22 protein-coding genes are annotated in these 21,696 nt (G+C 66.6%); 13 read left to right on the top strand and 9 right to left on the bottom strand.

Annotated features, from left to right (window positions below; genetic code table 11):
- The first annotated feature begins 37 nt into the window (after positions 1 to 37).
- A complete protein-coding gene (locus ACUN9Y_RS03470; RefSeq protein WP_445459481.1) occupies positions 38 to 964 on the top strand; it encodes a LysR family transcriptional regulator in 927 nt (308 codons plus the stop codon).
- A gap of 204 nt (positions 965 to 1,168) precedes the next feature.
- Here the strand turns inward: ACUN9Y_RS03470 and ACUN9Y_RS03465 are convergent, their stop codons facing one another.
- The gene (locus tag ACUN9Y_RS03465) at positions 1,169 to 1,597 is read right to left on the bottom strand and encodes a host attachment protein (protein ID WP_445459287.1); all 429 of its coding nucleotides are present in this window, start codon (positions 1,595 to 1,597) and stop codon (positions 1,169 to 1,171) included.
- A 322-nt stretch (positions 1,598 to 1,919) separates the two neighbouring features.
- Here ACUN9Y_RS03465 and ACUN9Y_RS03460 point away from each other — a divergent pair, with 322 nt between their 5' ends.
- Positions 1,920 to 2,465 (top strand): hypothetical protein, encoded by a 546-nt coding sequence (locus ACUN9Y_RS03460; RefSeq protein WP_445459286.1) that lies wholly within the window; start codon positions 1,920 to 1,922, stop codon positions 2,463 to 2,465.
- 64 nt (positions 2,466 to 2,529) lie between these two features.
- On the opposite strand, the gene ACUN9Y_RS03455 is transcribed toward ACUN9Y_RS03460, so the two are convergent.
- Together ACUN9Y_RS03455 and hemE are read right to left on the bottom strand one after the other, a co-directional pair.
- Positions 2,530 to 2,892: a VanZ family protein gene (locus tag ACUN9Y_RS03455; RefSeq protein ID WP_445459285.1), complete on the bottom strand. Its 363-nt coding sequence runs from the start codon at positions 2,890 to 2,892 to the stop codon at positions 2,530 to 2,532.
- 29 nt (positions 2,893 to 2,921) lie between these two features.
- Positions 2,922 to 3,998, bottom strand: coding sequence for a uroporphyrinogen decarboxylase (hemE, locus tag ACUN9Y_RS03450; protein ID WP_445459284.1), 1,077 nt, complete (start codon positions 3,996 to 3,998; stop codon positions 2,922 to 2,924).
- 141 nt (positions 3,999 to 4,139) lie between these two features.
- Here hemE and ribA point away from each other — a divergent pair, with 141 nt between their 5' ends.
- The 6 genes from ribA (at position 4,140) to ACUN9Y_RS03420 (ending at position 7,449) form a co-directional block, all read left to right on the top strand.
- Positions 4,140 to 4,775 (top strand): GTP cyclohydrolase II, encoded by a 636-nt coding sequence (gene ribA / locus ACUN9Y_RS03445; RefSeq protein ID WP_445459283.1) that lies wholly within the window; start codon positions 4,140 to 4,142, stop codon positions 4,773 to 4,775.
- A gap of 187 nt (positions 4,776 to 4,962) precedes the next feature.
- Positions 4,963 to 5,256: a hypothetical protein gene (locus ACUN9Y_RS03440; protein ID WP_445459282.1), complete on the top strand. Its 294-nt coding sequence runs from the start codon at positions 4,963 to 4,965 to the stop codon at positions 5,254 to 5,256.
- Between the two features lie 265 nt (positions 5,257 to 5,521).
- Positions 5,522 to 5,827, top strand: coding sequence for a hypothetical protein (locus ACUN9Y_RS03435; protein WP_445459281.1), 306 nt, complete (start codon positions 5,522 to 5,524; stop codon positions 5,825 to 5,827).
- A gap of 256 nt (positions 5,828 to 6,083) precedes the next feature.
- Positions 6,084 to 6,401: a hypothetical protein gene (locus ACUN9Y_RS03430; RefSeq protein WP_445459280.1), complete on the top strand. Its 318-nt coding sequence runs from the start codon at positions 6,084 to 6,086 to the stop codon at positions 6,399 to 6,401.
- Between the two features lie 271 nt (positions 6,402 to 6,672).
- Positions 6,673 to 6,987 carry a hypothetical protein gene (locus tag ACUN9Y_RS03425; RefSeq protein WP_445459279.1) on the top strand — a complete coding sequence of 105 codons (315 nt, stop codon included), beginning with the start codon at positions 6,673 to 6,675 and terminating at the stop codon, positions 6,985 to 6,987.
- A gap of 150 nt (positions 6,988 to 7,137) precedes the next feature.
- Positions 7,138 to 7,449, top strand: a complete 312-nt coding sequence (locus ACUN9Y_RS03420; RefSeq protein WP_445459278.1) for a hypothetical protein — start codon at positions 7,138 to 7,140, stop codon at positions 7,447 to 7,449.
- A 78-nt stretch (positions 7,450 to 7,527) separates the two neighbouring features.
- On the opposite strand, the gene ACUN9Y_RS03415 is transcribed toward ACUN9Y_RS03420, so the two are convergent.
- Both ACUN9Y_RS03415 and ACUN9Y_RS03410 read right to left on the bottom strand, forming a co-directional pair.
- Entirely contained in the window at positions 7,528 to 9,078 is a 1,551-nt protein-coding gene (locus tag ACUN9Y_RS03415) for a Na+/H+ antiporter NhaC family protein (RefSeq protein WP_445459277.1), read from the bottom strand.
- Between the two features lie 273 nt (positions 9,079 to 9,351).
- Positions 9,352 to 10,395 carry an aldo/keto reductase gene (locus ACUN9Y_RS03410; protein WP_445459276.1) on the bottom strand — a complete coding sequence of 348 codons (1,044 nt, stop codon included), beginning with the start codon at positions 10,393 to 10,395 and terminating at the stop codon, positions 9,352 to 9,354.
- A gap of 121 nt (positions 10,396 to 10,516) precedes the next feature.
- Here ACUN9Y_RS03410 and ACUN9Y_RS03405 point away from each other — a divergent pair, with 121 nt between their 5' ends.
- Entirely contained in the window at positions 10,517 to 11,425 is a 909-nt protein-coding gene (locus tag ACUN9Y_RS03405) for a LysR family transcriptional regulator (protein WP_445459275.1), read from the top strand.
- On the opposite strand, the gene djlA is transcribed toward ACUN9Y_RS03405, so the two are convergent.
- The 4 genes from djlA to ACUN9Y_RS03385 form a co-directional block, all read right to left on the bottom strand.
- A complete protein-coding gene (gene djlA, locus ACUN9Y_RS03400; RefSeq protein ID WP_445459480.1) occupies positions 11,416 to 12,189 on the bottom strand; it encodes a co-chaperone DjlA in 774 nt (257 codons plus the stop codon). The two genes, ACUN9Y_RS03405 and djlA, sit on opposite strands and share 10 nt — an antisense overlap.
- Positions 12,190 to 12,386: 197 nt before the next feature.
- On the bottom strand, positions 12,387 to 14,297 hold the full coding sequence (gene dxs, locus ACUN9Y_RS03395) for a 1-deoxy-D-xylulose-5-phosphate synthase (RefSeq protein WP_445459274.1): 1,911 nt from the start codon (positions 14,295 to 14,297) through the stop codon (positions 12,387 to 12,389).
- Positions 14,298 to 14,313: 16 nt separating this feature from the next.
- Positions 14,314 to 15,204: a (2E,6E)-farnesyl diphosphate synthase gene (gene ispA / locus ACUN9Y_RS03390; protein WP_445459273.1), complete on the bottom strand. Its 891-nt coding sequence runs from the start codon at positions 15,202 to 15,204 to the stop codon at positions 14,314 to 14,316.
- The gene (locus ACUN9Y_RS03385) at positions 15,188 to 15,481 is read right to left on the bottom strand and encodes an exodeoxyribonuclease VII small subunit (protein WP_445459272.1); all 294 of its coding nucleotides are present in this window, start codon (positions 15,479 to 15,481) and stop codon (positions 15,188 to 15,190) included. Before ACUN9Y_RS03385 ends, ispA begins: the two co-directional genes overlap by 17 nt.
- Positions 15,482 to 15,820: 339 nt before the next feature.
- Between ACUN9Y_RS03385 and serA the strand changes: the two genes are divergently transcribed.
- From serA to ACUN9Y_RS03365, 4 genes are all read left to right on the top strand, one after another.
- Positions 15,821 to 17,071 (top strand): phosphoglycerate dehydrogenase, encoded by a 1,251-nt coding sequence (gene serA / locus ACUN9Y_RS03380; protein ID WP_445459271.1) that lies wholly within the window; start codon positions 15,821 to 15,823, stop codon positions 17,069 to 17,071.
- Between the two features lie 377 nt (positions 17,072 to 17,448).
- The gene (locus tag ACUN9Y_RS03375; protein ID WP_445459270.1) at positions 17,449 to 18,363 is read left to right on the top strand and encodes a DMT family transporter; all 915 of its coding nucleotides are present in this window, start codon (positions 17,449 to 17,451) and stop codon (positions 18,361 to 18,363) included.
- Between the two features lie 236 nt (positions 18,364 to 18,599).
- On the top strand, positions 18,600 to 20,000 hold the full coding sequence (locus ACUN9Y_RS03370; protein ID WP_445459269.1) for an 8-oxoguanine deaminase: 1,401 nt from the start codon (positions 18,600 to 18,602) through the stop codon (positions 19,998 to 20,000).
- A 270-nt stretch (positions 20,001 to 20,270) separates the two neighbouring features.
- A complete protein-coding gene (locus tag ACUN9Y_RS03365) occupies positions 20,271 to 21,620 on the top strand; it encodes a uracil-xanthine permease family protein (RefSeq protein WP_445459268.1) in 1,350 nt (449 codons plus the stop codon).
- The last annotated feature ends 76 nt before the right edge of the window (positions 21,621 to 21,696 follow it).

Raw genomic sequence — 21,696 nt, 5'->3', positions numbered from 1 at the left:
AAGCCCGTCGTCCACTGCCTCGCCAGAGGAGGCCATGATGCGTTACACCCTGCGCCAGCTCGAGGTCTTCGTCGCCGTCGCCCAGCACGAGAGCGTGTCTCGCGCCGCCCGAGCCCTGTCACTGTCCCAATCCGCCGCGAGTACCGCCCTGGCGGAGCTCGAACGCCAGTTCGACTGCCAGCTGCTGGATCGCATCGGCAAGCGTCTGAAGCTCAACGCCCTGGGCTTTCAGCTGCTGCCCAAGGCGGTGGCGCTGCTCGATCGTGCCGAAGAAGTGGAAGAGCTGCTGCGTGGCCAACAGGGAATCGGCACCCTGGACGTGGGTGCGACCCTGACGATCGGTAACTACCTGGCGACGCTGTTGATCAGCGATTTCATGCAGCGCCACCCCGGCAGCCGGGTCCGCCTGCAGGTGCGCAATACTCGCACGATCATCGACAGCGTGCGCCAGCATGAGCTGGACCTGGGCCTGATCGAAGGTCAGTGCGAAGACGAGGATGTGATTACCCAGCCCTGGGTCGAGGACGATCTGGTGGTGTTCTGCTCGCCACGCCATCCGTTGGCGGGCCAAGGACCGGTGGAGCTCGACAGGCTCCTGCGGGAGGCCTGGATCATGCGTGAGCAAGGCTCCGGCACGCGACTGACGCTGGAGCAGGCGGCCCGACATCGTCGCGGGCGCTTCAATATTCTACTCGAGCTCGAACACACCGAGGGCATCAAGCGCGCGGTCGAGTCCGGGCTCGGTATCGGCTGTGTCTCACGCCTGGCCCTGCGTGACGCCTTTCGGCGTGGCAGCCTGATGCCGATTGCGACCCCGGAGCTCGACTTGAGCCGCCAGTTCACCTTCATCTGGCATCGCCACAAGTACCTGGCGGCGGGGATGCGTGAGTTTCTGCGTCAGTGCCGCCAGATGACCGAAGGGATTCAGCGCAGTGACGAGATCGACCTGCCACAGATCCCCTAGCCACGCCGGGCCCGACGCACGCTAGATACCGCCAGACGCGCCTGTGCTGCGTGGCGCAATGTCGCGCCAGACGCCTGCCACTGCACACACCACATCGGCGCCTGGACGCCGGACAGACGAGGGAAACCGCAGGGGGGAGCATGAAAGGGGTGGGGCGAGCCCCACCCTGCTCGGATGGGGCCGGCGACGGCGAAGGCCTCGCCGTCAGCGCAGGTCGTCGACCGCGTCACCGATGGCGTCGGTGTTGGCCTTGGTCAGATCCTTTGACAGCGAATGGATCACCAGCTTGGCGGTGGGTCCATCGAGCTTATCGCGCAGTTGGCCGAGAAAACGTGGTGGGGCCACCAGGATCAGCTTCTCCAGGCTGTTCTCGGTGCGCGCGCGGTAGAGTCGATCGGCGACCTCCCGGGCAAATATCTCCTCGTGGTGGTTCGTGGCGACATTTTCGTTCCCGGCAGAGCGTGAAGACGTGGCGGTCGATTCATGCACGTCGCCACCCTTGTCGGTGACGAGATCTCCCTCATGCATGCGCCCTTCGGCATGGACCAGACTCTCGATTTCACTGAGCTTGTGGCCAACGCGGGTGAACATCCGCGCCCTGGCCGCATCCGCCACCACGATGTAGGTCGTCATAGTCGCTCCTCACTTCACAAAAGTGGGGCCGATCAGAAGTCTGAACCGGCACAGATTCACCATGGCAAGGCGACGGTCGAGCGTCAACCGATGCCCGCGTCAGGCACCGGTATCTCCACCTTTGCTCCTGGGGCGATGCCATCTGGCGACAGCGGCGTCTCCCTCCACGGACACTGCCGGGGCTCCCCCGGTTGGGGTAGCATGCGGGTTCCGACCCCGCGTGACGAAGCGCTGCCCTCGTGGCTGGCGGCGCCGCCACGCCCAGGATGGTGGTCGGCGCCATCCACTGGTACACGACCACGCCGACCCCGGAGGACAAACCATGCGTCACTTCTTTTTTCCGCGTTCGCCACTGCGCCGTGGCACGCTCCTGTTCTGTCACGCCGTGCTGCAGCTTGGCGTGCTCGGTGCCGGTCTCTGGTGGCTGGCCCCCAGGACGCCCTGGCTGGCCCCGACCACCTGGGCGGACGCCTGGCCGACACTCGCCATCGGCGCCAGCCTGACCCTGGCGGCCATGGTCGGGCTGCGCCTGATCGCCGAATTGTGGCTACTGCCCCATCACCTGGCGGAACAACGTCCCGGCTTCGCGGCGTCGGACGTGGTGACACGCTCCTTCGAGCGCCGCCCCGCCGTCCACGACGAAGACCAGGCCTGGACCTCCCAGGCACGCGCCATCACACGAGGCGAGGAAGCCGTCGGCAGCGCTCGCGTGACGCGACCGGCCGAGCCCCTCGGCAAGCGTCGCGTCAGCGAGCCAGGCCTGAACTTGAATGAACGTCTAGCGGAAGAACGGGACGAGGGGCAGCCGCAGGATCAAGGCGACAGCGCGGCCCCACGACCACCGCAGCGCCGCGAGCCCAGCTTGTAAGCGGGCGACAGGGGCGGCTGCGCTCGCTCGCCGTGAGGCCTCGGCCAGGGCGTTGCCAGCCCGGTCAGGGTCTCGCCAGTCGGCGCAGCACCGCTGCCAGGGCAACGCCCAAGGCCGCCCCCAGGGCATTGGCGAACATGTCCCACGGGTCGCCACCCAGGCGGCCCGGAACCGGGATCTGGGCCAGTTCGATCACCAGGCCATAGACCGTCGCCGCCAGCCACACCGGCCCCAGTCGACGCATTGCCAGCCCACCGAGGCCGGCAAGAGCGGCATAACCCAGCAGATGATTGAGCTTGTCCCAGGGCAGCTGCTCCGGCAACTCGCTTGCCGGCAGCAGGCTACCCACGCCAATCGCCAGGGCGACCAGCACGGCCAGACACCCCCACAGGCGACGCCTGGCGAGAACAGTCGCGATCCAGCTCACGTCAGCCGACCCACTTGTCGCCATGCGTCTCAGCCGACCGCGATCTGCTCATGATAGGCCGGGCTCAGGTCGTGAAGAGCGTCCATGAGGGCATGCACGGAGCCGGGATCGGTGAACTGACTGATGCCATGACCCAGGTTGAACACATGGCCGGACCCGTGGCCGAAGCTGTCGAGGATGCGCCCCACCTCGGCGCGAATCGCCGCGGGACTGGCGAACAGCACGTTGGGATCCAGGTTACCCTGCAACGCGACCTTGCGGCCGACCCGGGCACGGGCCACGGACATCTCCGTGGTCCAGTCAAGCCCCAGCGCATCGGCGCCGGTCTGGGCCAGGTCCTCGAGCCACTGGCCACCGTTCTTGGTGAACAGGATGACCGGCACCCGGCGTCCGTCGTGTTCGCGGATCAGGCCAGCGACGATCTGTTCCATGTAGCGCAGCGAAAACTCACGGTAGGCCGGTGTCGACAGGGTGCCCCCCCAGGTATCGAAAATCTGCACCACCTGGGCACCGGCACGAATCTGGGCATTGAGATAATCGGTGACCGCCTCGGCCAGGACGTCGAGCAACTGATGCATCACGTCCGGGGTGTTGTAGAGCATCGTCTTGACGTGGCGGAAGTCCTTGCTCGAGGCGCCTTCGACCATGTAAGTCGCCAGCGTCCAGGGACTGCCCGAGAAGCCAATCAGTGGCACCCGGCCATTGAGCTCACGACGGATGGTCGACACCGCCCGCATCACGTAGTCCAGATCCCGTTCCGCATCCGGCGCCTTGAGCGCGGCGACTTCCTCGGCGCTACGCACCGGCTTGCGAAACTTGGGGCCCTCACCGGTCTCGAAATACAGGCCAAGGCCCATGGCATCCGGAATGGTCAGGATGTCCGAGAACAGGATGGCGGCATCGAGTGGGTAGCGCTCCAGCGGCTGTAGGGTCACTTCGCAGGCGCGATCGGTATCGCGACACAGGTCCATGAAGCTGCCGGCCTCGCCGCGCACCTGGCGATACTCGGGCAGGTAGCGTCCGGCCTGGCGCATCATCCATACCGGGGTGCGGTCCACCGGCTGACGAGCCAGGGCGCGCAGGATACGATCGTTTTGGAGTTCCATGCGGGCGTTATCCACGGAAAATGTGGCGCCTAGTGTACCGCAAGCATCGCTCGGAAGCTGTGTCGTGAGGCAAGACACGGATCCTGATAGAATGACCGCCCACCCGCCGGCATCGCCGTGGTATTGACACCGAGGTACTCCGTGACGATTCGATTCATCGCCGCCTCCCGGCTGCCCACTCCCTGGGCCACCTTCTCCATGCATGGCTTCGAGGACGAAGCCACCGGCAAGGACCATATCGCACTGACGCTCGGTGCCATCGACGATGGCCAGCCCGTGCTCGGACGCGTGCACTCCGAGTGCCTGACCGGAGACGCCCTGTTCTCGATGCGCTGCGACTGCGGCTACCAGCTTCAGGAAGCCATGAAGCGCATCGCCGACGAGGGTCGTGGGGTCATCTTGTATCTGCGCCAGGAAGGACGCGGCATCGGCCTGCTCAACAAGATCCGTGCCTATCACCTGCAGGATGAGGGCGCCGACACCGTCGAGGCCAACGAGCGCCTGGGCTTCGCCGCCGACCTGCGCCGCTACGACCTGTGCGTCCCGATGCTCGACCATCTGGGCGTCAAGGGGCTGCGCCTGATGACCAACAATCCGCGCAAGGTCGCCGCCCTGACCGACGCCGGCGTGGACGTCATCGAGCGGGTCTCGCTGACCACCGGCCTCAATCCTCACAACGAGCATTATCTGTCGACCAAGGCCGGCAAGCTGGGTCACATGATGGCCCTGGGCGACTTTACCGCCGCCGATGATGTCGATATCGAGCGCAAGTCATAGCACCACGATCGCGAACCGCGATGCTCACGGCGTCACGCCACACGCCGCCGGCCGAGCCGGCGGTGCTGTCTTCGGCGCTGCAGCGTAAGAAAGGAATACATTAGTTCGTAAGGAACAGCCGCCTACCTCGACTAACGTCTCAAAGGCCCACACTTCAGTGTGAGGCGTATTCATCGAGGTGCACGTCATGAAACTCACCCCCCTACTCTGCGTCTCCCTGCTGGCGGCGCTGTCGCTGGCCGCCGTGTCAGCCCCCCTGCTGGCCGACTCTCGGGCAACCGATCGTGCGCGCAACCTCAACAGCCAACCGCTGTCGATGAACAGCGGCGCTCCGGCCTATGGCACCGAAGTCATCAATGCCCATATCGCCAGCGATCGCAGCGCAGCACTTGCCTCGGCCCGACTGCGGTTGCAGACGCGACGCGTCGCCACCACCAACTTCATGTCCAACCTCGAGTTGGCGCGTGAGTCGACCAAGTAAGGTTGCTCGCCCTCGACGCGGTGGCGAGCCGATGACCCTGGCGCCACCCGTTCGACTGCCCATCTCTGGTGCAGAGATCTCCTGAAGAAAAGCCGAAATTTCAATGGCGATGGACGAGAATAAAATTAATACGACCGTTTGAATAGTGAGCGTCAATCGCAGTCATAGAAATCGATAGCTGGCACAATTACTAGCTAGCTAACAAAATAGATCCCATACCGAGGGCGCCACACAGCGCCCACCGCCAAGCATCGAGGAGAGACCCATGAACACCAAACTGACCCTGTCCGCACTGCTGATTGCCGCCCTGCCGCTGACCGCACAGGCAGGCCCCGCCACCGAGCGCGCGCTGGTACTGAATACCGAGCCGCTGTCGGCGGTGAGCACCGACGATCAACGAGTCGCCCATGGCGACACCCGCAAGGTCGTGCCGCGTACCCATATCGCCGACAACGGCAGCGAAGCCCAGGCCAACGCTCGCTTGCGCCTCCACGCCGAACAAGCCCGTGCGACGGCCTTCGCCATGACCGACGATGACCTGGGCCTCGCTCGCCAAGCGACCACCGGCTAACGACGCATCCGTTGCCGTCGCGACTGCGTAACTCTATCTGACAGCGCCCCATTGGCAAGGCCACGAAGGCCAGCGGCGCTTGACCCCGGCGACGGCACCATCGTCGCCTTGGAAACATCGACTTTAGGCGCATGTTAGGCTTGACGATTAATTAGCAGAGTAATAAACTGTCGCCTATCAAATACGATGTCACCCGCCCTGGCTAGCGCACCCGGAGTGCCGAGCGGAGCGCCGATTGGCATCGAGGAGATCGACCATGAACACTCGCACTACGCATCACCTGAAGGCCTCACTATCTCTGTCCGCCTTGCTGATCGCGGTCGCCCTGCCGCTCACCGCCCAGGCCGACCCCGCCTCCCAGCGCGCGCTGGCGCTCAACGCCGAACCGCTGTCTGCCGTCAGCCAGGACGCCATGGCTTCGGCACACCAGGTCGCCAATGCGCACATTGCCGACAATGCCAGCGCAGCGCTCGCCGCCGCTCGGCTGAACCTGCAGACCGAGACGGTCCGGGCCACCAACTTCGCCATGAGTGACGATGACCTGGCCCTGGCCCGCATGGCCACGACCGGCTAAACGAGACATACCGGGCGCCTGGTGACCCGACGACAGCATCGAGCAGGCCCGACGGCTCAACCAGGCGCCAACAGACTCACTGACAGATCGCCGCACGCGGCCTTGGCACGACGGCGTTCCCCCTACCCTTCGCCCACAGCCCAGGAACAGGGGAAAGATTGCTCAACAAATTAAAACGACCGTTTTATTTTAAGCTCCGAACCACGACCAGAAATTCCCACAAGAATCTCAGCCCTAGACCCCATAGACGAACCGAATTGGAGAAACTGCCATGAAGACCATCCTCAACAGCACCGTCGCCCGTTCCACCCTGCTCGTCGGCGCCCTGCTAATCGCCGCACTGCCGCTGACCGCCAACGCCGACCCGGCCACCGATCGCGCCCAGGCGCTCAACGCCGAGCCCCTGGCAAGCGTCAGCCATGATGCCGTCGGCGCCGCCCAGGACGTGGCCAACAGGCACATCGCTAGCGGCAGCGAGGCCCTGGCCAAGGCTCGCCTGCAGCTCCTCGACAAGCAGGCTCGCAGCACCGACTTCGCCATGACCGAACACGATCTCGAATTCGCTCGTCAGGCGACGACCGGCTAATTGAGCCCCGAGCATCGTTTCTGGCGCTTCGACGTCTTGTGCTCGCATCACCCGACCACAAGACGCCTTCGGCACAGACCGTAAAGAACAGACCCTAGAGAAAGGTACCCCGCCCACGAGACGGGGGCCGCCCTGACTGGAGAGACGACCATGAAAAGCACGCTCAAGACCATTACCGCCCCGTCCGCCCTGCTGTTCGGCGCCCTGTTGATCGCGGCGGTGCCGCTGACCGCCAGCGCCGACCCGGCCACCGATCGCGCCCAGGCGCTCAACACCGAGCCCCTGGCCAGCGTCACCGCCGACGCCGTCACGGCCGCACGCAACGTGGCCCATGTCCGCGTCAGCGGCAGCGACGCCATGGCCAAGGCCCGCCTGCAGCTCCTCGACAAGCAGGCTCGCGGCACCGACTTCGCCATGACCGAACACGACCTCGACCTGGCCCGAGACGCCACCACCGGCTAAGTCCCTCGGAACCCGATACGCAAACAGCCCCGCCTAGGCGGGGCTGTTTGCGTGCTGGCATGGGGAACGACGCTACCCTCAACCGGGCTGATGCACCGATTTCCCCACCTCAGGCTGCCATAGGCGCCGCATCACCAGCGCCAGAACCAACAAGGTGGCGAGCCCGGCGAGCGCACCGACCCAGGTCGCGCCGCTGACGCCGGCGATGAAGAATGCCACGATCGCGGCAACGCCTGCGGTGATGGCGTAGGGCAGTTGGGTCCGCACGTGATCGATATGGTCACAGCTCGAGCCTGCCGACGACAGGATCGTAGTGTCCGAAATCGGCGAGCAATGATCGCCGAAGATGCCACCGCTGAGGACCGACGCGATGGCAAGCGCCATAGGCAGGTCCATGGCCGCCGCCACCGGCATGGCGATGGGGATCATGATGGCGAAGGTGCCGTAGGAGGTCCCGGTGGTGAACGCCACCAGGGCGCCGATCAAGAACAGCAGCACCGGCACCAGCGTGGTCGGGATATTGGCCTCGGTCAGGGTCACCAGATAATCGGCGGTGCCGAGCTCCGAGGTGACGCTGCCAATCGACCAGGCCAGCGCCAGGATGATGTACACCAGGGTCATGCTCTTGATGCCCTCGACAACGATATCCATCGCCTCACGGAAATCGAAGAGGCGCTGGCTCATGCCGAGCCCCAGGCCCACCATCACCGCGATCAGGGTGGCGATCAGGATCGACTGGCCGCCATCGGCGTTGCCGACCGCGGTGACCAGGTCATTCTCGGGGTAGTTGCCGGTCCACAGGAACAACGGCGGAATCATCGCCAGCAACACCGCGATGGGGACCAGCATGTTGCGCTTCTTGGCGGTTTCCGTCGGCGCGTGCAGCTCCATGGCCTCGGTGTCGGACGGTGGCTTGGCCCCGTCTTCCATCAGCTTGCCGGTCTCCCTTGCGCGACGCTCGGCCCGCGCCATGGGGCCAAAGTCCCACTGGGTGATGACGATAAAGAAGATCATGCCGAGCGCCAGCCAGGCGTAGAAGTTCAGCGGAATCGAGGCCAGGTAGATCAGGTACTCCGACCCGCTGATGCCCATCTGGGCTAACTGAGTGCCGATCAGCCCCATCACGAACACCACCCAGGTCGATACCGGCCCGAGCAGGCACATCGGCGCCGAGGTCGAGTCGACGATGTAGGCGAGCTTCTCCCGGGACACGCGCATGCGATCGGTGATCGGGCGCATCACGCTGCCGACCGTCAAGGCATTGAAGTAGTCCTCGAAGAAGATCAGCATGCCGAGCCCGAGAGACGCGCCCTGGGCACCGCGAGCCGTGGACACCTTGCGTGAAATCGCCCGAGCGATGGCGTGGGCGCCGCCGGTACGCTGCAGGACGCTGATCAGCACGCCGAACAGACCGCAATAGATCAACACCGTGGCATTCCACTCGTCACCGATGCTCGGCACGATGAAATCGGAAAAACTGTTATAGAGGCCGGCGGCGGGGTTGTACCCGGCTAGCATGGTGGCACCGAGCCACACCCCACAGAACAGGGCGGGGATGACGTTACGCGTCGCCAACGCCAGCAAGATCGCCAGCAACGGGGGCAACAGGGAAAAGATTCCGAAGGACATCGGGAGTCTCCTGGGTTCTTGTCGGTCTTCACGCGACGCCTTGTCGAGGGGAGGGGGATCGAGGCCATCACGCGAGCAGCGGGGCATCCTAGGCGCTCCACCGGCAAACGGCAACCGCCGATGTCCCATCGACGCAAGCCCCGTTCCCGAGGCGCAAGCGCCGGTCCCCTCCACACCCTGCGGCCCTGACGGCACGACACTCCCGCGGCGCCGTCATCCGCTCCCCTTACGCGCCTCGCTTCCCCCTCCACGCCAGCCCCAGGCCGATCGCGGTCAGCGCTCTGGCCGTGCCCGGCCTGGCAGGCGGGTATCGACCTCGACGCCCTTCATGCCCTCCTCAGTGTAGCGCTCTCCCTGAGCCACCCCAGGGGGAAACCACGCCGATAAGCGTGCGACATCCGCGTCGTCCAGGGTCACCCGGGTGGCTGCCAGATTTTCCTCGAGACGCGACAGCGACCGTGTACCAGGAATCGGCACGATGTCGTTGCCCTGAGCCAGCAGCCAGGCCAGGGCGATCTGAGCCGGCGTGGCCTGCTTCGCGGCGGCAAAGTCAACGAGTCGCGTCAGCAGCGCACGGTTGGCGGCCATGTTGGCGGGCGAAAAACGCGGCGCCTGGCGGCGAAAATCGTCATCGGACAGGTCCGCCGGAGAGCCGATGGCGCCGCTCAGAAACCCCCTCCCGAGGGGTGAATAGGGCACCAGTGTCGTCCCCAGCCGGCGACAGGCGGGCAACACCTGCGTCTCCACTCCCCGGCTCCACAGCGAGTACTCGCTTTGCACCGCGGCGATGGGATGGACCTTGGCGGCACGCTCGAGGGTCGCCGCCGACACCTCACAAAGGCCCAGCGCCCGTACCTTGCCCTCGGCGACGAGCGCGGCCATGGCGCCGACGGTGTCCTCGACCGGCACCTCCGGGTTGAGGCGGTGGGCGTAATACAGGTCGATGGTGTCGACGCCGAGGCGCCGAAGCGACGCTTCACAGGCCTTGCGGACATAGTCCGGATCGGTGTTGAGCGAGCGCGCGTAGGCGCCCGGCTCCCGCACGATGCCGAACTTGGTGGCAATGATGGCGTTCTCCCGGCGTCCCTCGAGTGCCCGCCCCAACAGCTCCTCATTGTGGCCGAGACCGTAGGTGTCGGCACTGTCGAATAGCGTAAGACCGGCCTCCAGTGCCGAGTGGATAAGACGCCGTGACGCCTCGTCGTCGCTCGGCCCGTAGAACTCGGACATGCCCATGCAGCCGAGGCCTAGAGGAAATACCGACATATTGGAGGTGCCGAGGCGGCGCCGGGTAGACGAGACAGCCGAGGTCATCATCGTGTGACTCCATGCAGATCAGAGAAAAGGACCCTCAACGGGACCCACGCATCTTGATCTGTCGCGCCCGACAGGAGAATTGCCGATACTTTGATACCCTCAGCGTATCAATGGAGCGCCGATGACCTATCGTTTCCACGCCGAGCGGCTGATCAGCTTTCTGGCGGTCGCCCACACCGGCAGCTTCCGCCAGGCGGCGGCCAAGCTGCACCTCTCCCAGCCGCCCCTGACGCGGCGAATCCAGGCGCTGGAAGCAGACCTGGGCGTCAAGCTGTTCGAACGCACCACCCGCCGCGTCGCCTTGACGCCGGCCGGCGAGTGCCTGGCGGCACGCCTGCGTCCGTGCTTTGCCGAGATCGAGGCCGCCTGCGACGCCGTGCGCCAGTCCGGCACCCCACCGTCGGCGCTGGCGGTAGGCATGACGCCGGCCGTCGACCGCTCGGCACTACCCGGCGCCGACTGGCTGGAGGCGACCCTGGAAGCGCCGGTGCACCTGGTACGCGAGCCCTCGCGCGAATTGCTCGCGCGGCTCACCAGCTGGGAACAGGGCCGTCGCCTGCAGCTCGCCTTCATCGGCCTGCCCTGCGAGGTCCCCGGCGGCCTTGCCACGGCCGTGATCGGCCACGACCCGGTGTGGGTCGCGCTGGCTGAAGCTCATCCCCTGGCCGCCCAGAGCGTCATCGATCTCAAGCGGCTCAACGACACGCCGCTGCTGTGGTTTGCCCGGCGCGACAACCCGGCCTACTTCGATCACTGCGAGCGCCACTTTCGCCGCGGCGGCTACCAGCCAGCGCGGCGCGAAGAGCCCCAGGATCATCACCAGCTATTGGCGTCGGTGGCCGCCGCAGAGGGCGCTGCGCTGATTCCGGCGAGCTTCCTTGCGACTCGCCGCAGCGGCGTGGTGACGCGGCCATTGACCAGTGCCTGGCAGGGACTCGCCATCGCCATTGCGGTGGCCTGGCGCAGCGACGACGACACCCTCGCCGCCTCCGTCTTGGCCGCGCTGAATCAAGGCCACGATCAGGCCTGACCCCGAGCGCCGCGGATGCGCTGATAGGCGTTGCCGATTTCCACCGTGCGCGCCTCGGCGACGTCGCGCATGCTCTCGGGCAACCCGCGAGCGGCGAGCTTGTCCGGATGGTTCTGGCTCATCAGCTTGCGATAGGCGCGCTTGATCTCGCTGTCGCTAGCCTCCGAGGACACGCCCAGCACCTTGTAGGCGTCATCCAGTGAGCTTTGCGATTCGGCGGTGCCGCCGCCTTGGGCCGCGCCGCGCAGCATGGCCTCGATCTGGGCGATTTCCGCCTCGCTGCAGCCAAGTCCGCGGGCCACGCGCATGATCATGTCGTGCTCGGCGGGATGCAGCACGCCATCGGCGGCGATGGCCGACAGCTGCACCTGCAGGAAGACCTGACGCAGCGCCGGCTGGCCACGGGTCAGGCGCGAGATGCGGGCCAGCTCCGCGTCCAGATCGAAGTCGCTCGCCCGACCACGCTCGAAGGCCGCTCGCGCGTTGGCCTTGCCGCTCTCGGGCAGGCGCAGGCGCACGAACAGCTGCTCGAGAACCTGGCGCTCGTCGCCGCTGACCTGGCCATCGGCCTGGCACATGGCCCCCATGACCGCGAAGGTGGCGTCGAGAAACTGGCGCTGCATCTCGGCCAGCCCCCGCCCCATCATCAGCCCGCCCCGAAGGCGTCCGCCGAGCCACCAGCCGAGCCCCCCACCGATCAGCATCCCCAGGGGTCCGCCGATCATTAGTCCCAGTACTGCCCCGATCACGATGATGGTCAGCATGCCGTCCTCTCGATAGATTCGTTCCACGACGCCGTCTCAGCGCCCCGCTGGGAGAAGGATATCACCGCGCCCGGCATCGGTGCGAAGCGAGCGATTCAGCGCAACCTGTACCCGAGTGGGCCAGCCCCAAACCACGACGCCCCCACCGTATCCGGTGAGGGCGTCAGCCTGGCGGCCATGCCACATGCCTGGGCGGCCTAGCCTGCCAGGCGCGTCAGCCGGGCCTGGATCGCCGCCTCGATGCCCGCGGCGTCTAGGGCGCAGTCGCGCAGCAACTCGGCGGGCTTGCCGTGCTCGGCGAAGGCGTCGGGCAAACCGAGATTCAGCACCGCCACCGACTCGCCTTCGGCGGCCAGGGCCTCGAGCACCGCACTGCCGGCGCCACCGGCTACCACGTTCTCTTCCAGGGTCACCAGAAGGTCGTGGCCACGGGCCGCCTCGAGCACGGCGGTCACATCCAGCGGCTTCACGCTGCGCATGTTGATATGGGTGGCATCGAGGCGCTCGGCGACCTCGGCCGCCGCCGTATTGAGACTGCCAAAGGCCAGCAGGGCGACCTTGCTTCCCCGCCGCCGAGGCTCCGCCACGCCGATGGCCAGCGGCTCGAGGTGCACCGGAATGTCACAGCCCGGCCCGGTGCCACGCGGGTAGCGCACCGCCGCCGGGCCCGGGTGGTAATAGGCCGCGGACAGCATCGCCCGACACTCGGCCTCGTCGGCCGGGGCCAGTATCACCAGGCCTGGCACGCAGCGCAGGAAGGACAGGTCCATGGCGCCATGGTGGGTGGGGCCATCCTCGCCGACCAGGCCGGCACGGTCGATGGCGAAGGTCACATCGAGGCCCTGCACCGCGACATCGTGAATCAGCTGATCATAGCCGCGCTGGAGGAAGGTCGAGTAGATCGCCACCACCGGCTTCATGCCCTCGCAGGCCATGCCCGCGGCCAGGGTGACCGCGTGCTGCTCGGCGATCGCCACATCGTAGTAACGCTCGCTGTATTCCCGGGAGAAGCGCACCAGGTCCGAGCCCTCGCGCATGGCCGGGGTGACGCCGATCAGGCGCTCGTCGGCGGCGGCCATGTCGCAGATCCAGTCGCCGAACACGCTGCAGTACTTTTTCGGCTTAGGCAGGGACGACGGCACTGGCGCGGGCTTGGCCCTGGCCTCGTTCGGCGGCTCGAGCTTGGTGATGGCGTGATAGCCGATCGGATCGGACTCGGCGGGCAGAAAGCCCCGGCCCTTGCACGTCTTGACGTGCAGGAACTGCGGGCCGTCGAGATCACGCATGCTGTCCAGCGCCTCGGTCAGGGCATCGAGGTCATGGCCGTCGATGGGGCCAACGTAGTTGAACCCCATTTCCTCGAACAGCGTCGCCGGGCTGACCATGCCCTTGACGTGCTCCTCGGTGCGCCGCGCGAGCTCCAGCGCCCCCGGCAGGTGCGACAGCACCTTCTTGCCGTTCTCGCGCATGCTGAGGTAGGGCTTGCTGACCAGGATGCGCGCCAGGTAGCTGGCCATGCCGCCGACATTTTCGGAGATCGACATCTCGTTGTCGTTAAGCACCACCAGCAGGTTGGCGTCGACGTGGCCGGCATGGGCCAAAGCCTCGAAGGCCATGCCTGCGGTCAGGGCGCCGTCGCCGATCACCGCGCACACCCGACGCTCGTCGCCCCGGGTGCGGGCGGCCAGCGCCATGCCCAGCGCCGCGGAGATCGAGGTGCTGGAATGGCCGACGCCGAAGGTGTCGTACTCCGATTCGGCGCGCCGCGGAAAGGCAGCCAGGCCGCCATAGCGGCGAATACTGGTCATGCTTTCACGGCGCCCGGTGAGAATCTTGTGCGGGTAGGCCTGATGGCCCACGTCCCAGACGACCCGGTCATGGGGCGTATGGAAGGCGTGGTGCAGCGCTACGGTGAGCTCGACGACGCCGAGCCCGGCGCCGAAGTGTCCCCCGGAAACCCCTACGCTGTAGAGCAGGTAGGCCCGCAATTCGTCGGCCACCCGCTTCAACTGCGACGCCGACATCGCGCGCAGCCCGGCCGGCGTGTCCAGGGTATCGAGCAGCGGCGTGGCCGGCCGCTCGGTGGGAATGGTATCGAACAGCTTCATGGTGGCCCTGTGGTCGTCAGTGATCGCGCTCGATCATGTAGCGGGCAAGCTCGGCCAGCGGCGCGGCAGGCTCGCCCAGTGGCACGAGGGCGTTCAACGCCTCCTCGATCAGCGCGCCGGCCTTGCGCCGGGCCCCGTCCAGGCCGAGCAATGCCGGGTAGGTCGGTTTATCGCGGGCGGCATCGGCGCCGGAAGCCTTGCCCAGGGTGGCGGTATCGCCGGTCACATCCAGCACGTCGTCATGGACCTGGAAGGCCAGCCCCATGGCGGCGGCATAGGCATCCAGTGCACCGAGTCTCGGATCATCCTCGGCCACCGCCATCAAGCCGCCCAGGCGCACCGCGGCGCGGATCAGGGCGCCGGTCTTGTGGCGATGCATGGTCTCCAGTGCCGCAAGGTCGGGGCGGATGCCGACGGCGGCCAGGTCCAGCGCCTGCCCCGCGGCCATGCCATCGCGCCCGGAGGCCGTGGCCAGCGTCGTCACCAACGCCGCGAGCCGCGGCGCGCCAGAGGCGGCCAGGACCTCGAAGGCCAGGGTCTGCAGCGCGTCACCGGCCAGAATGGCCGAGGCCTCGTCGAAGGCTCGGTGCACCGTGGGCTCACCGCGACGCAGGTCGTCATCGTCCATCGCCGGCAGATCATCGTGGACCAGGGAGTAGGCGTGGATCAGCTCGATGGCCGCGGCCGGGGCGTCCAGGGCGTCATCGTCGGCACCCAGGGCACGCCCGGCGGCGTAGACCAGCACCGGGCGCAGGCGTTTGCCGCCGACCAACAGGCCGTGGCGCATGGCCGCCTCGAGACGCGGCTCGACCGCGCGTCGATCATCGAACAGCGCCGCCAGGCGCCGGTCGACGCGGGCTCGATCGGCGGCCAGACGAGCCGCCAGTACGTCAGCGTTCACCGGCATCCTCCGTCGACGACGATGGCCCTGGCGCCTGAAACGACGACAGCGCCATGCCGCCGTCGGCGCCCTCGGTCAGGGTGCGTACCTTGAGTTCCGCCTCATCGAGGCGCCGCTGAGCGTCTCGGGTCAGCGCCACGCCCTGCTCGAACGCCTTGAGCGAATCTTCCAGCGCCAAATCGCCAGACTCCAGTCGGTCGACCAGGGTCTCGAGGCGTTGCATGGTCGCCGCGAAGTCATCCGACTCGCGTTCCTTGTCCTGGGCTGTGTCGTGCGGAGCCATTCGCCCCCCCTCGCTACGCTGACCGGTGGCTCGCCACCTTGGCGGTGGTGCGGGCTTGCGGTCATGCCTGTTTATGCATTCGCGGGCGACAGTATACACGCTCTGCCCCGGGGGTCGTCTGCCCCAACGCCGCCCGCGCCTCCGACATGCACGACGCTCATGCTGCAGTGCAAGCATTTTCATCCTGAAAAGCGGCGTCTGTGGTACGCTATGGCCCCTGTTTCGAGCCGATTGTGCCGCCTTGCGCGGTGGGGCTCAGCGACACCCAGCCACCTCCCGACCACCATCCAAGCCACCGTTTGATGCACGGCTGCCGCCAACCAAGGGGTTGATTCGACCATGGCCAAAACGTCCCTGGACAAGAGCAAGATCAAGATCCTGCTGCTCGAGGGCGTCCACCAGAGCGCAGTGGACAACTTTCTCAATGCCGGTTACACCACCATCGAGCACGTGCCGACCTCCCTCGACGAGGAGACGCTGATCGAGAAGATCCGCGACGTTCACTTCGTCGGGCTGCGCTCTCGCACCCAGCTCAATGAACGGGTGTTCGCGGCGGCCGAAAAACTGGTGGCGGTCGGCTGTTTCTGCATCGGCACCAACCAGGTCGACCTCACCGCCGCTCTGTCCCGTGGCATTCCGGTGTTCAACGCGCCCTTCTCCAACACCCGCTCGGTGGCCGAACTGGTGCTCGCAGAGGCCATCATGCTGCTGCGCGGCATCCCGGAGAAGAATGCCCGTGCCCATGAAGGTGGCTGGCTGAAGCACGCCAAGAACAGCCACGAAGCCCGCGGCAAGACCCTGGGCATCGTCGGCTACGGCAGCATCGGCTCGCAGCTCTCGGTGCTGGCCGAAGCGCTCGGCTTCGACGTCATCTACTACGACGTCATCACCAAGCTCGGCATGGGCAACGCCCGCCAGGTCGCCAGCCTCGAAGAGCTGCTGGCGCGTTCCGACGTGGTCAGCCTGCACGTACCGGACCTGCCTTCCACCCGCTGGCTGATGGGCGAGGAGCAGATCAGCCTGATGAAGCCCGGCGCCATCCTGATCAACGCCGCCCGCGGCAGCGTGGTGGTCATCGAGGCCCTGGCCGAGGCGATCCAGGAAGGCCGCCTGAACGGTGCGGCCATCGACGTCTTCCCGGTCGAGCCCAAGGGTAGCAACGAGGAGTTCGTCAGCCCGCTGCGCGGCCTGGCCAATGTCATCCTGACCCCGCACATCGGCGGCTCGACCCTGGAAGCCCAGGAGAACATCGGCGTCGAGGTCTCCGAGAAGCTGATCACCTTCTCCGACAACGGCACCACCGTGACCTCGGTGAACTTTCCCGAAGTGGCCCTGCCGGCACACCCGGACAAGCACCGCCTGTTGCACATCCACGAGAACGTGCCCGGCGTACTGTCCGAGATCAACCGGGTCCTGTCGGAGAACGATATCAACATCTCGGGTCAGTACCTGCAGACCAACGCCGAGGTCGGCTACGTCGTCATCGACGTCGACAAGGCCTATGGTGCCCAGGCGCTGGACGCGCTGCGTCAGGTCAACCATACCCTGCGCACTCGGGTGCTCTACTCCGAGACCAACTACCAGGGCTAGCCACCGCCGCCGTGCCGGACCCTTGAGGACTTGAGCTCCACTCCCGTGGGGCCTTCCCAGGGCGAATCGCCGCCGCTTCCTTCGGGAATCGGCGGCGATTGTCGTTAGGCGGCTCAACTTCTCGCCCCGAGCGGGCTATGCTTGAGGGTCTGGCTCGATTCGCGCCGGGGCCATTGCAGCGTCTGGGGCGGTTGGCCGCACCTTCGCCCTCGCTCAGATCACCCGACCAGATCGCCGGACCAGATCGCCGGACTTGACCGCCGGGCCAGATCTCCGGACTAGATCCCCTGACTAGATCTCGCCCCGACGTCACCGCTCAACGACGACGCCAGCGCGTCGACACACGCTACGCTCACTACACTCGCAAGGATGCCGCAATGCCGACCGGACTGGCCTATTTCATCGTTATTCTGGTGTGGGCTTCCACCCCGCTGGGGATCAAGTGGAGCGCGGAGGCCGGCGCCCCGGTTGGCAGCGTGATGCTGCGCATGGGCCTGGCGCTGGCCGCCGGCGCGCTGATTCTGCTGATACTGCGCCGCCCGCCGCGCCTGGATCGTCGCGCGCTGATCAGCTATGGCGCCGCGGTGCCCGGAGTCTTCGGTGCCATGGCGCTGAGCTACCACGCCTCACAGTTCCTGCCCTCCGGCATCCTGTCGGTGATCTTCGGCATGGCCCCGCTGATCTCGGGGCTGATTCTCCAGGCCCTGCCCGGCGCCGTCAGGCTGCGCCGCTGGCACTGGATCGGCTGCGCCCTCGGCGTTGCGGGTCTCGGCGTGGTGTTCGCCGACAGCCTGGCCCTCGGCGGTAGCGACCAGCTCCTGGCCCTGGCCATGATGCTCGCCGCGGTGACGCTCTTCAGTGGCAGCGGCATCGCCGTACAGCGCGTCGCCGCCGGCCTGCCGCCGCTGACCCAGACGGTGGGCGCACTCGCCATGTCGATGCCGTGCTTCCTGCTCTTGTGGCTCACCAGCGGCGAGCCGCTGACGGTACCGCTGTCTCCCCGCGGCCTGTGGGCGGTGCTCTACCTGGCCCTGTTCGGCTCCCTGATCGGCTTTCTGTGTTATTACCTGATCCTGTCGCGCCTGCACGCCGCTACCGTTGCGCTGGTCACCCTCATCACCCCGGTACTGGCGCTGACCCTGGGCATGCTGCTCAACCAGGAAACGCCGTCGAGCTCGATGCTGGCCGGCGCCGGCCTCATTCTCATCGCCCTGGGGGCCTATCTGTTCGGCGACCGGCTCAGCCGACGCAAGGCACGGCTGGCAGCGCTGGACGAGCAATCCCAACCCTGAGCGATCGTTGTCGCGACGGGGTGCTTGACATCTCGTCGTCGCCCTCGCATTTTGTACACAATAACGACATCTTATTGCGCACCAGTTCGGTACACAGCTAGGCGGCAAGGCACCGCATCGGTGCGTCCGTCGCCGCCCTGAAGGCACCTGAACCAGGTATCCGCCAATGCGTCACGCTGGCAGGTCACGATGCTTGGGTAACCCTTCGCCCCCGCGAAGCCACCCAGGAGGACACCATGTCCCACGCAGCCTCATCCATGAGCCCCGACCAAGCCTCATCCCCGACTCCCGACCAAGCCACGCTGTGGATTCGTCAGCCGCTCGCCGTCAGCGACCCCGACGCCGCGGGTGGCATCGTGATTCGTGGCGACCGCATCGTCGAGGCCGTGGCCGCCGGCGCCTCCCCCACTGTCGCCATCGACCGCACCTTCGACGCGTCGCGTCATGTGCTGATGCCCGGCCTGGTCAACACCCACCATCACTTCTATCAGACCCTGACGCGCGCCTACTCGCCGGCGCTCAACAAGGAGCTGTTTCCGTGGCTGACCACGCTCTATGACGTCTGGGCGAACCTCACCGAGGACCAGCTGGCGCTGGCCAGCGAGCTGGCCATGGTCGAGCTGCTGATGAGCGGCTGCACGACCGTGGCCGACCATCACTATGTGTTTTCCGGCGCGCTCGAGAGCGCCATCGACGTTCAGGTCGACACCGCCAGACGGCTCAAGGTGCGGGCGGCCCTGACCCGCGGCTCGATGAGCGTCGGGCGGGACGATGGCGGCCTGCCGCCGCAGTCGGTGGTGCAGGATGAGACCACCATCCTCGACGAGAGCGCACGCCTGATCGATGCCTATCACCAGCGCGGTGAAGGCGCGATGGTGACCCTGGCGCTGGCGCCCTGCTCGCCGTTTTCGGTCAGCCGCGAGCTGATGCAGGAAAGCGCGCGCCTGGCCGAGGAAAAGGACGTGCGCCTGCACACCCACCTGGCCGAGACCGAGGATGAGACCGCGTACTGTCAGAAGCTCTTCGGCATGCGCCCGCTGGACTATCTGGAGGCCACCGGCTGGCTGTCGAATCGCACCTGGCTTGCCCACGGCATCCACTTCAACGACGACGAAGTCACGCGGCTTGGCCGCGCCGGCACCGGCATCGCCCACTGCCCGTCATCCAACATGGTGCTGGGCTCCGGCATGTGCCGCACCCTGGAACTCGAAGCCGCTGGCTGCCCGGTGGGCCTGGCGGTGGATGGTTCGGCCTCCGCCGATCATTCGAATCTGGCCGAGGAGATGCGCCAGGCCATGCTGCTCGGCCGACTGCGCTACTCGCCGAGCCAGGTCACCCACCAGCACGTCATTCGCTGGGCCACCGAAGGCTCCGCCGGGTGCCTCGGGCGCAGCGACATCGGCGGCCTGAAGCCCGGCCAGCAGGCGGACATCGCCCTGTTCAAGCTCGATGAGGCGCGCTTCTCCGGCGCCGAGAACCCGCTTGCCGCCCTCTTGCTGTGCGGCGCCCACCGCGCCGACCGGGTGATGGTCGCCGGCGACTGGCGGGTGGTGGATGGACAACCGCAGGACGTCGATCTCGATGCCCTGCTGGCACGCCACGACCAGGCGGCACGAGCCCTGCGCTCGGCGCTGTAGCCCTGTAACCCTATAGCCCTCACGGCCACGTGGCCCGAACCGCCGAGCCGGGTCCGCCGTCGACGCAGACCACCTGACACCACAGCAATCGCAGAGGGCCTGACGACACGACAGCACGGCACCCGCCGCAAGGCGGTCGAAAACAACACGCAAACGGTCACCGTGGCCACTGGAGCCAGGGCTGGAACGCCCACCCTGGCACATGGCTCGGTCTCCGGGGTTTCTACGCTAAATAGCAACAACGACAACGACGACAGGAGAACCCACCCCATGCCAAACCACGAGTCGACCGCAGACAGCCCGGCAAGCCAGGCGGTGCGCAGCACCCACGACGTCAACGCGATGCCGCCCCTGGCGCGGGCCATTCCGCTGGGACTGCAGCACGTACTGGCGATGTTTGTCGGCAACGTGACGGTGCCGATCATCATCGCCGGGGCCGCCGACCTACCGCCGGACCAGACCGCCTTCATGATCCAGGCCGCGATGTTCGTCGCCGGCGTCGCAACGCTGGTCCAGTCCCTGGGCCTTGGTCCCATCGGCGCTCGCCTGCCCATCGTCATGGGCACCAGCTTCGGTTTCGTGCCGGTACTGATCCCCATCGCCGTCGGCATGGGGCTTCCCGCCGCCCTCGGGGCCGCACTCTGCGGCGGTATCGCCATGGCCATCGTCGGGCTGTTCCTGCCGGTCTTCCGCTTCCTGTTTCCACCGGTGGTCACCGGCACCTTCGTGGTCATGCTCGGCACCCTGCTGATGCCGGTCGGCTTCGCCTACTGGGGCGGTGGCTTCGGCGCAGAAGACTTCGGGGCCACCCATCACCTGCTGCTCGGCGCGTTGGTGCTGGTCGTCACCCTCGGCCTGCACCAGTACGGGCGCGGCATCTGGTCCGAGGCGGCACCGCTGATCGGCCTGGTGATCGGCTACGTCACCGCCACCCTGTTCGGGTACATCAACTTCGGCACCATCGGCAGCGCCGACTGGCTGTCGCTGCCGGTGCCGCTGACCATCGGCCTGGAATTCCACCTCGCCGCCATTCTGCCGGTGGTGCTGCTGGCCATCGTCACCTGCGCCGAATCGATCGGCGACATCGTCGGCACCACCGCCGGTGGCCTGGACCGTGAACCCACCGCCAAGGAGCTGTCTGGCGGGGTCATGGCCGATGGCCTGTCCAGCGTCTTCGCCGCCATCTTCAACGCCTTCCCCCAGATCAGCTTCAGTCAGAACGTCGGCATGGTGGCCTTGACCGGGGTCGTCAGCCGCTACGTGGTCGCCATCGGCGGCGCCTTCCTGCTGCTGGCTGGCCTGGTGCCGAAGCTCGGCGCGATCATCTCGAGCATCCCCAACTCGGTGCTCGGCGGCGCGGTGCTGATCATGTTCGGCATGATCGCCAGCGCCGGCATCAAGATGCTGTCCCACATCGACTTCAACAAGCGCAACATGGTGATCATCGGCGTCTCGCTGTCTGCCGCCGTCGGCCTGCCGGCTCAGGAAGGGCTGTACAGCAATCTCGGCGAGAACCTGCAGTCGATCATCGAGTCGGGCCTGATCCCCGGCGCCCTGTTCGCCATCGTGCTGAATCTGGTGCTGCCGAAGGCCGACCGCACCTTCCGCGATGACGTATAGACCGCATAGGCTGGACGTTCTACGCCGCTAGGGAGACCCAGCGGGCAACGCCCTACCCGACCAGAGCCCGCCCCTG

The organism is Halomonas sp. V046 (genome assembly GCF_052645355.1).
Note: the sequence above shows the minus strand (reverse complement) of the source record. Positions and strands in the feature narration are given on the sequence as shown.

What these genes read in the sequence shown, in the direction of transcription:
- ACUN9Y_RS03375 (WP_445459270.1), top strand. Translation starts at nt 17,449, where the DNA reads ATGCCGACCGGACTGGCCTATTTCATCGTTATTCTGGTGTGGGCTTCC.
- hemE (WP_445459284.1), bottom strand. Translation starts at nt 3,998, where the DNA reads ATGGAACTCCAAAACGATCGTATCCTGCGCGCCCTGGCTCGTCAGCCG.
- ACUN9Y_RS03460 (WP_445459286.1), top strand. Translation starts at nt 1,920, where the DNA reads ATGCGTCACTTCTTTTTTCCGCGTTCGCCACTGCGCCGTGGCACGCTC.
- ACUN9Y_RS03415 (WP_445459277.1), bottom strand. Translation starts at nt 9,078, where the DNA reads ATGTCCTTCGGAATCTTTTCCCTGTTGCCCCCGTTGCTGGCGATCTTG.
- ACUN9Y_RS03435 (WP_445459281.1), top strand. Translation starts at nt 5,522, where the DNA reads ATGAACACCAAACTGACCCTGTCCGCACTGCTGATTGCCGCCCTGCCG.
- ACUN9Y_RS03385 (WP_445459272.1), bottom strand. Translation starts at nt 15,481, where the DNA reads ATGGCTCCGCACGACACAGCCCAGGACAAGGAACGCGAGTCGGATGAC.
- ACUN9Y_RS03370 (WP_445459269.1), top strand. Translation starts at nt 18,600, where the DNA reads ATGTCCCACGCAGCCTCATCCATGAGCCCCGACCAAGCCTCATCCCCG.
- ACUN9Y_RS03405 (WP_445459275.1), top strand. Translation starts at nt 10,517, where the DNA reads ATGACCTATCGTTTCCACGCCGAGCGGCTGATCAGCTTTCTGGCGGTC.
- ACUN9Y_RS03420 (WP_445459278.1), top strand. Translation starts at nt 7,138, where the DNA reads ATGAAAAGCACGCTCAAGACCATTACCGCCCCGTCCGCCCTGCTGTTC.
- ACUN9Y_RS03440 (WP_445459282.1), top strand. Translation starts at nt 4,963, where the DNA reads ATGAAACTCACCCCCCTACTCTGCGTCTCCCTGCTGGCGGCGCTGTCG.
- ACUN9Y_RS03425 (WP_445459279.1), top strand. Translation starts at nt 6,673, where the DNA reads ATGAAGACCATCCTCAACAGCACCGTCGCCCGTTCCACCCTGCTCGTC.
- ACUN9Y_RS03465 (WP_445459287.1), bottom strand. Translation starts at nt 1,597, where the DNA reads ATGACGACCTACATCGTGGTGGCGGATGCGGCCAGGGCGCGGATGTTC.
- djlA (WP_445459480.1), bottom strand. Translation starts at nt 12,189, where the DNA reads ATGCTGACCATCATCGTGATCGGGGCAGTACTGGGACTAATGATCGGC.
- serA (WP_445459271.1), top strand. Translation starts at nt 15,821, where the DNA reads ATGGCCAAAACGTCCCTGGACAAGAGCAAGATCAAGATCCTGCTGCTC.
- ACUN9Y_RS03470 (WP_445459481.1), top strand. Translation starts at nt 38, where the DNA reads ATGCGTTACACCCTGCGCCAGCTCGAGGTCTTCGTCGCCGTCGCCCAG.
- ACUN9Y_RS03410 (WP_445459276.1), bottom strand. Translation starts at nt 10,395, where the DNA reads ATGATGACCTCGGCTGTCTCGTCTACCCGGCGCCGCCTCGGCACCTCC.
- ACUN9Y_RS03365 (WP_445459268.1), top strand. Translation starts at nt 20,271, where the DNA reads ATGCCAAACCACGAGTCGACCGCAGACAGCCCGGCAAGCCAGGCGGTG.
- ACUN9Y_RS03430 (WP_445459280.1), top strand. Translation starts at nt 6,084, where the DNA reads ATGAACACTCGCACTACGCATCACCTGAAGGCCTCACTATCTCTGTCC.
- dxs (WP_445459274.1), bottom strand. Translation starts at nt 14,297, where the DNA reads ATGAAGCTGTTCGATACCATTCCCACCGAGCGGCCGGCCACGCCGCTG.
- ispA (WP_445459273.1), bottom strand. Translation starts at nt 15,204, where the DNA reads ATGCCGGTGAACGCTGACGTACTGGCGGCTCGTCTGGCCGCCGATCGA.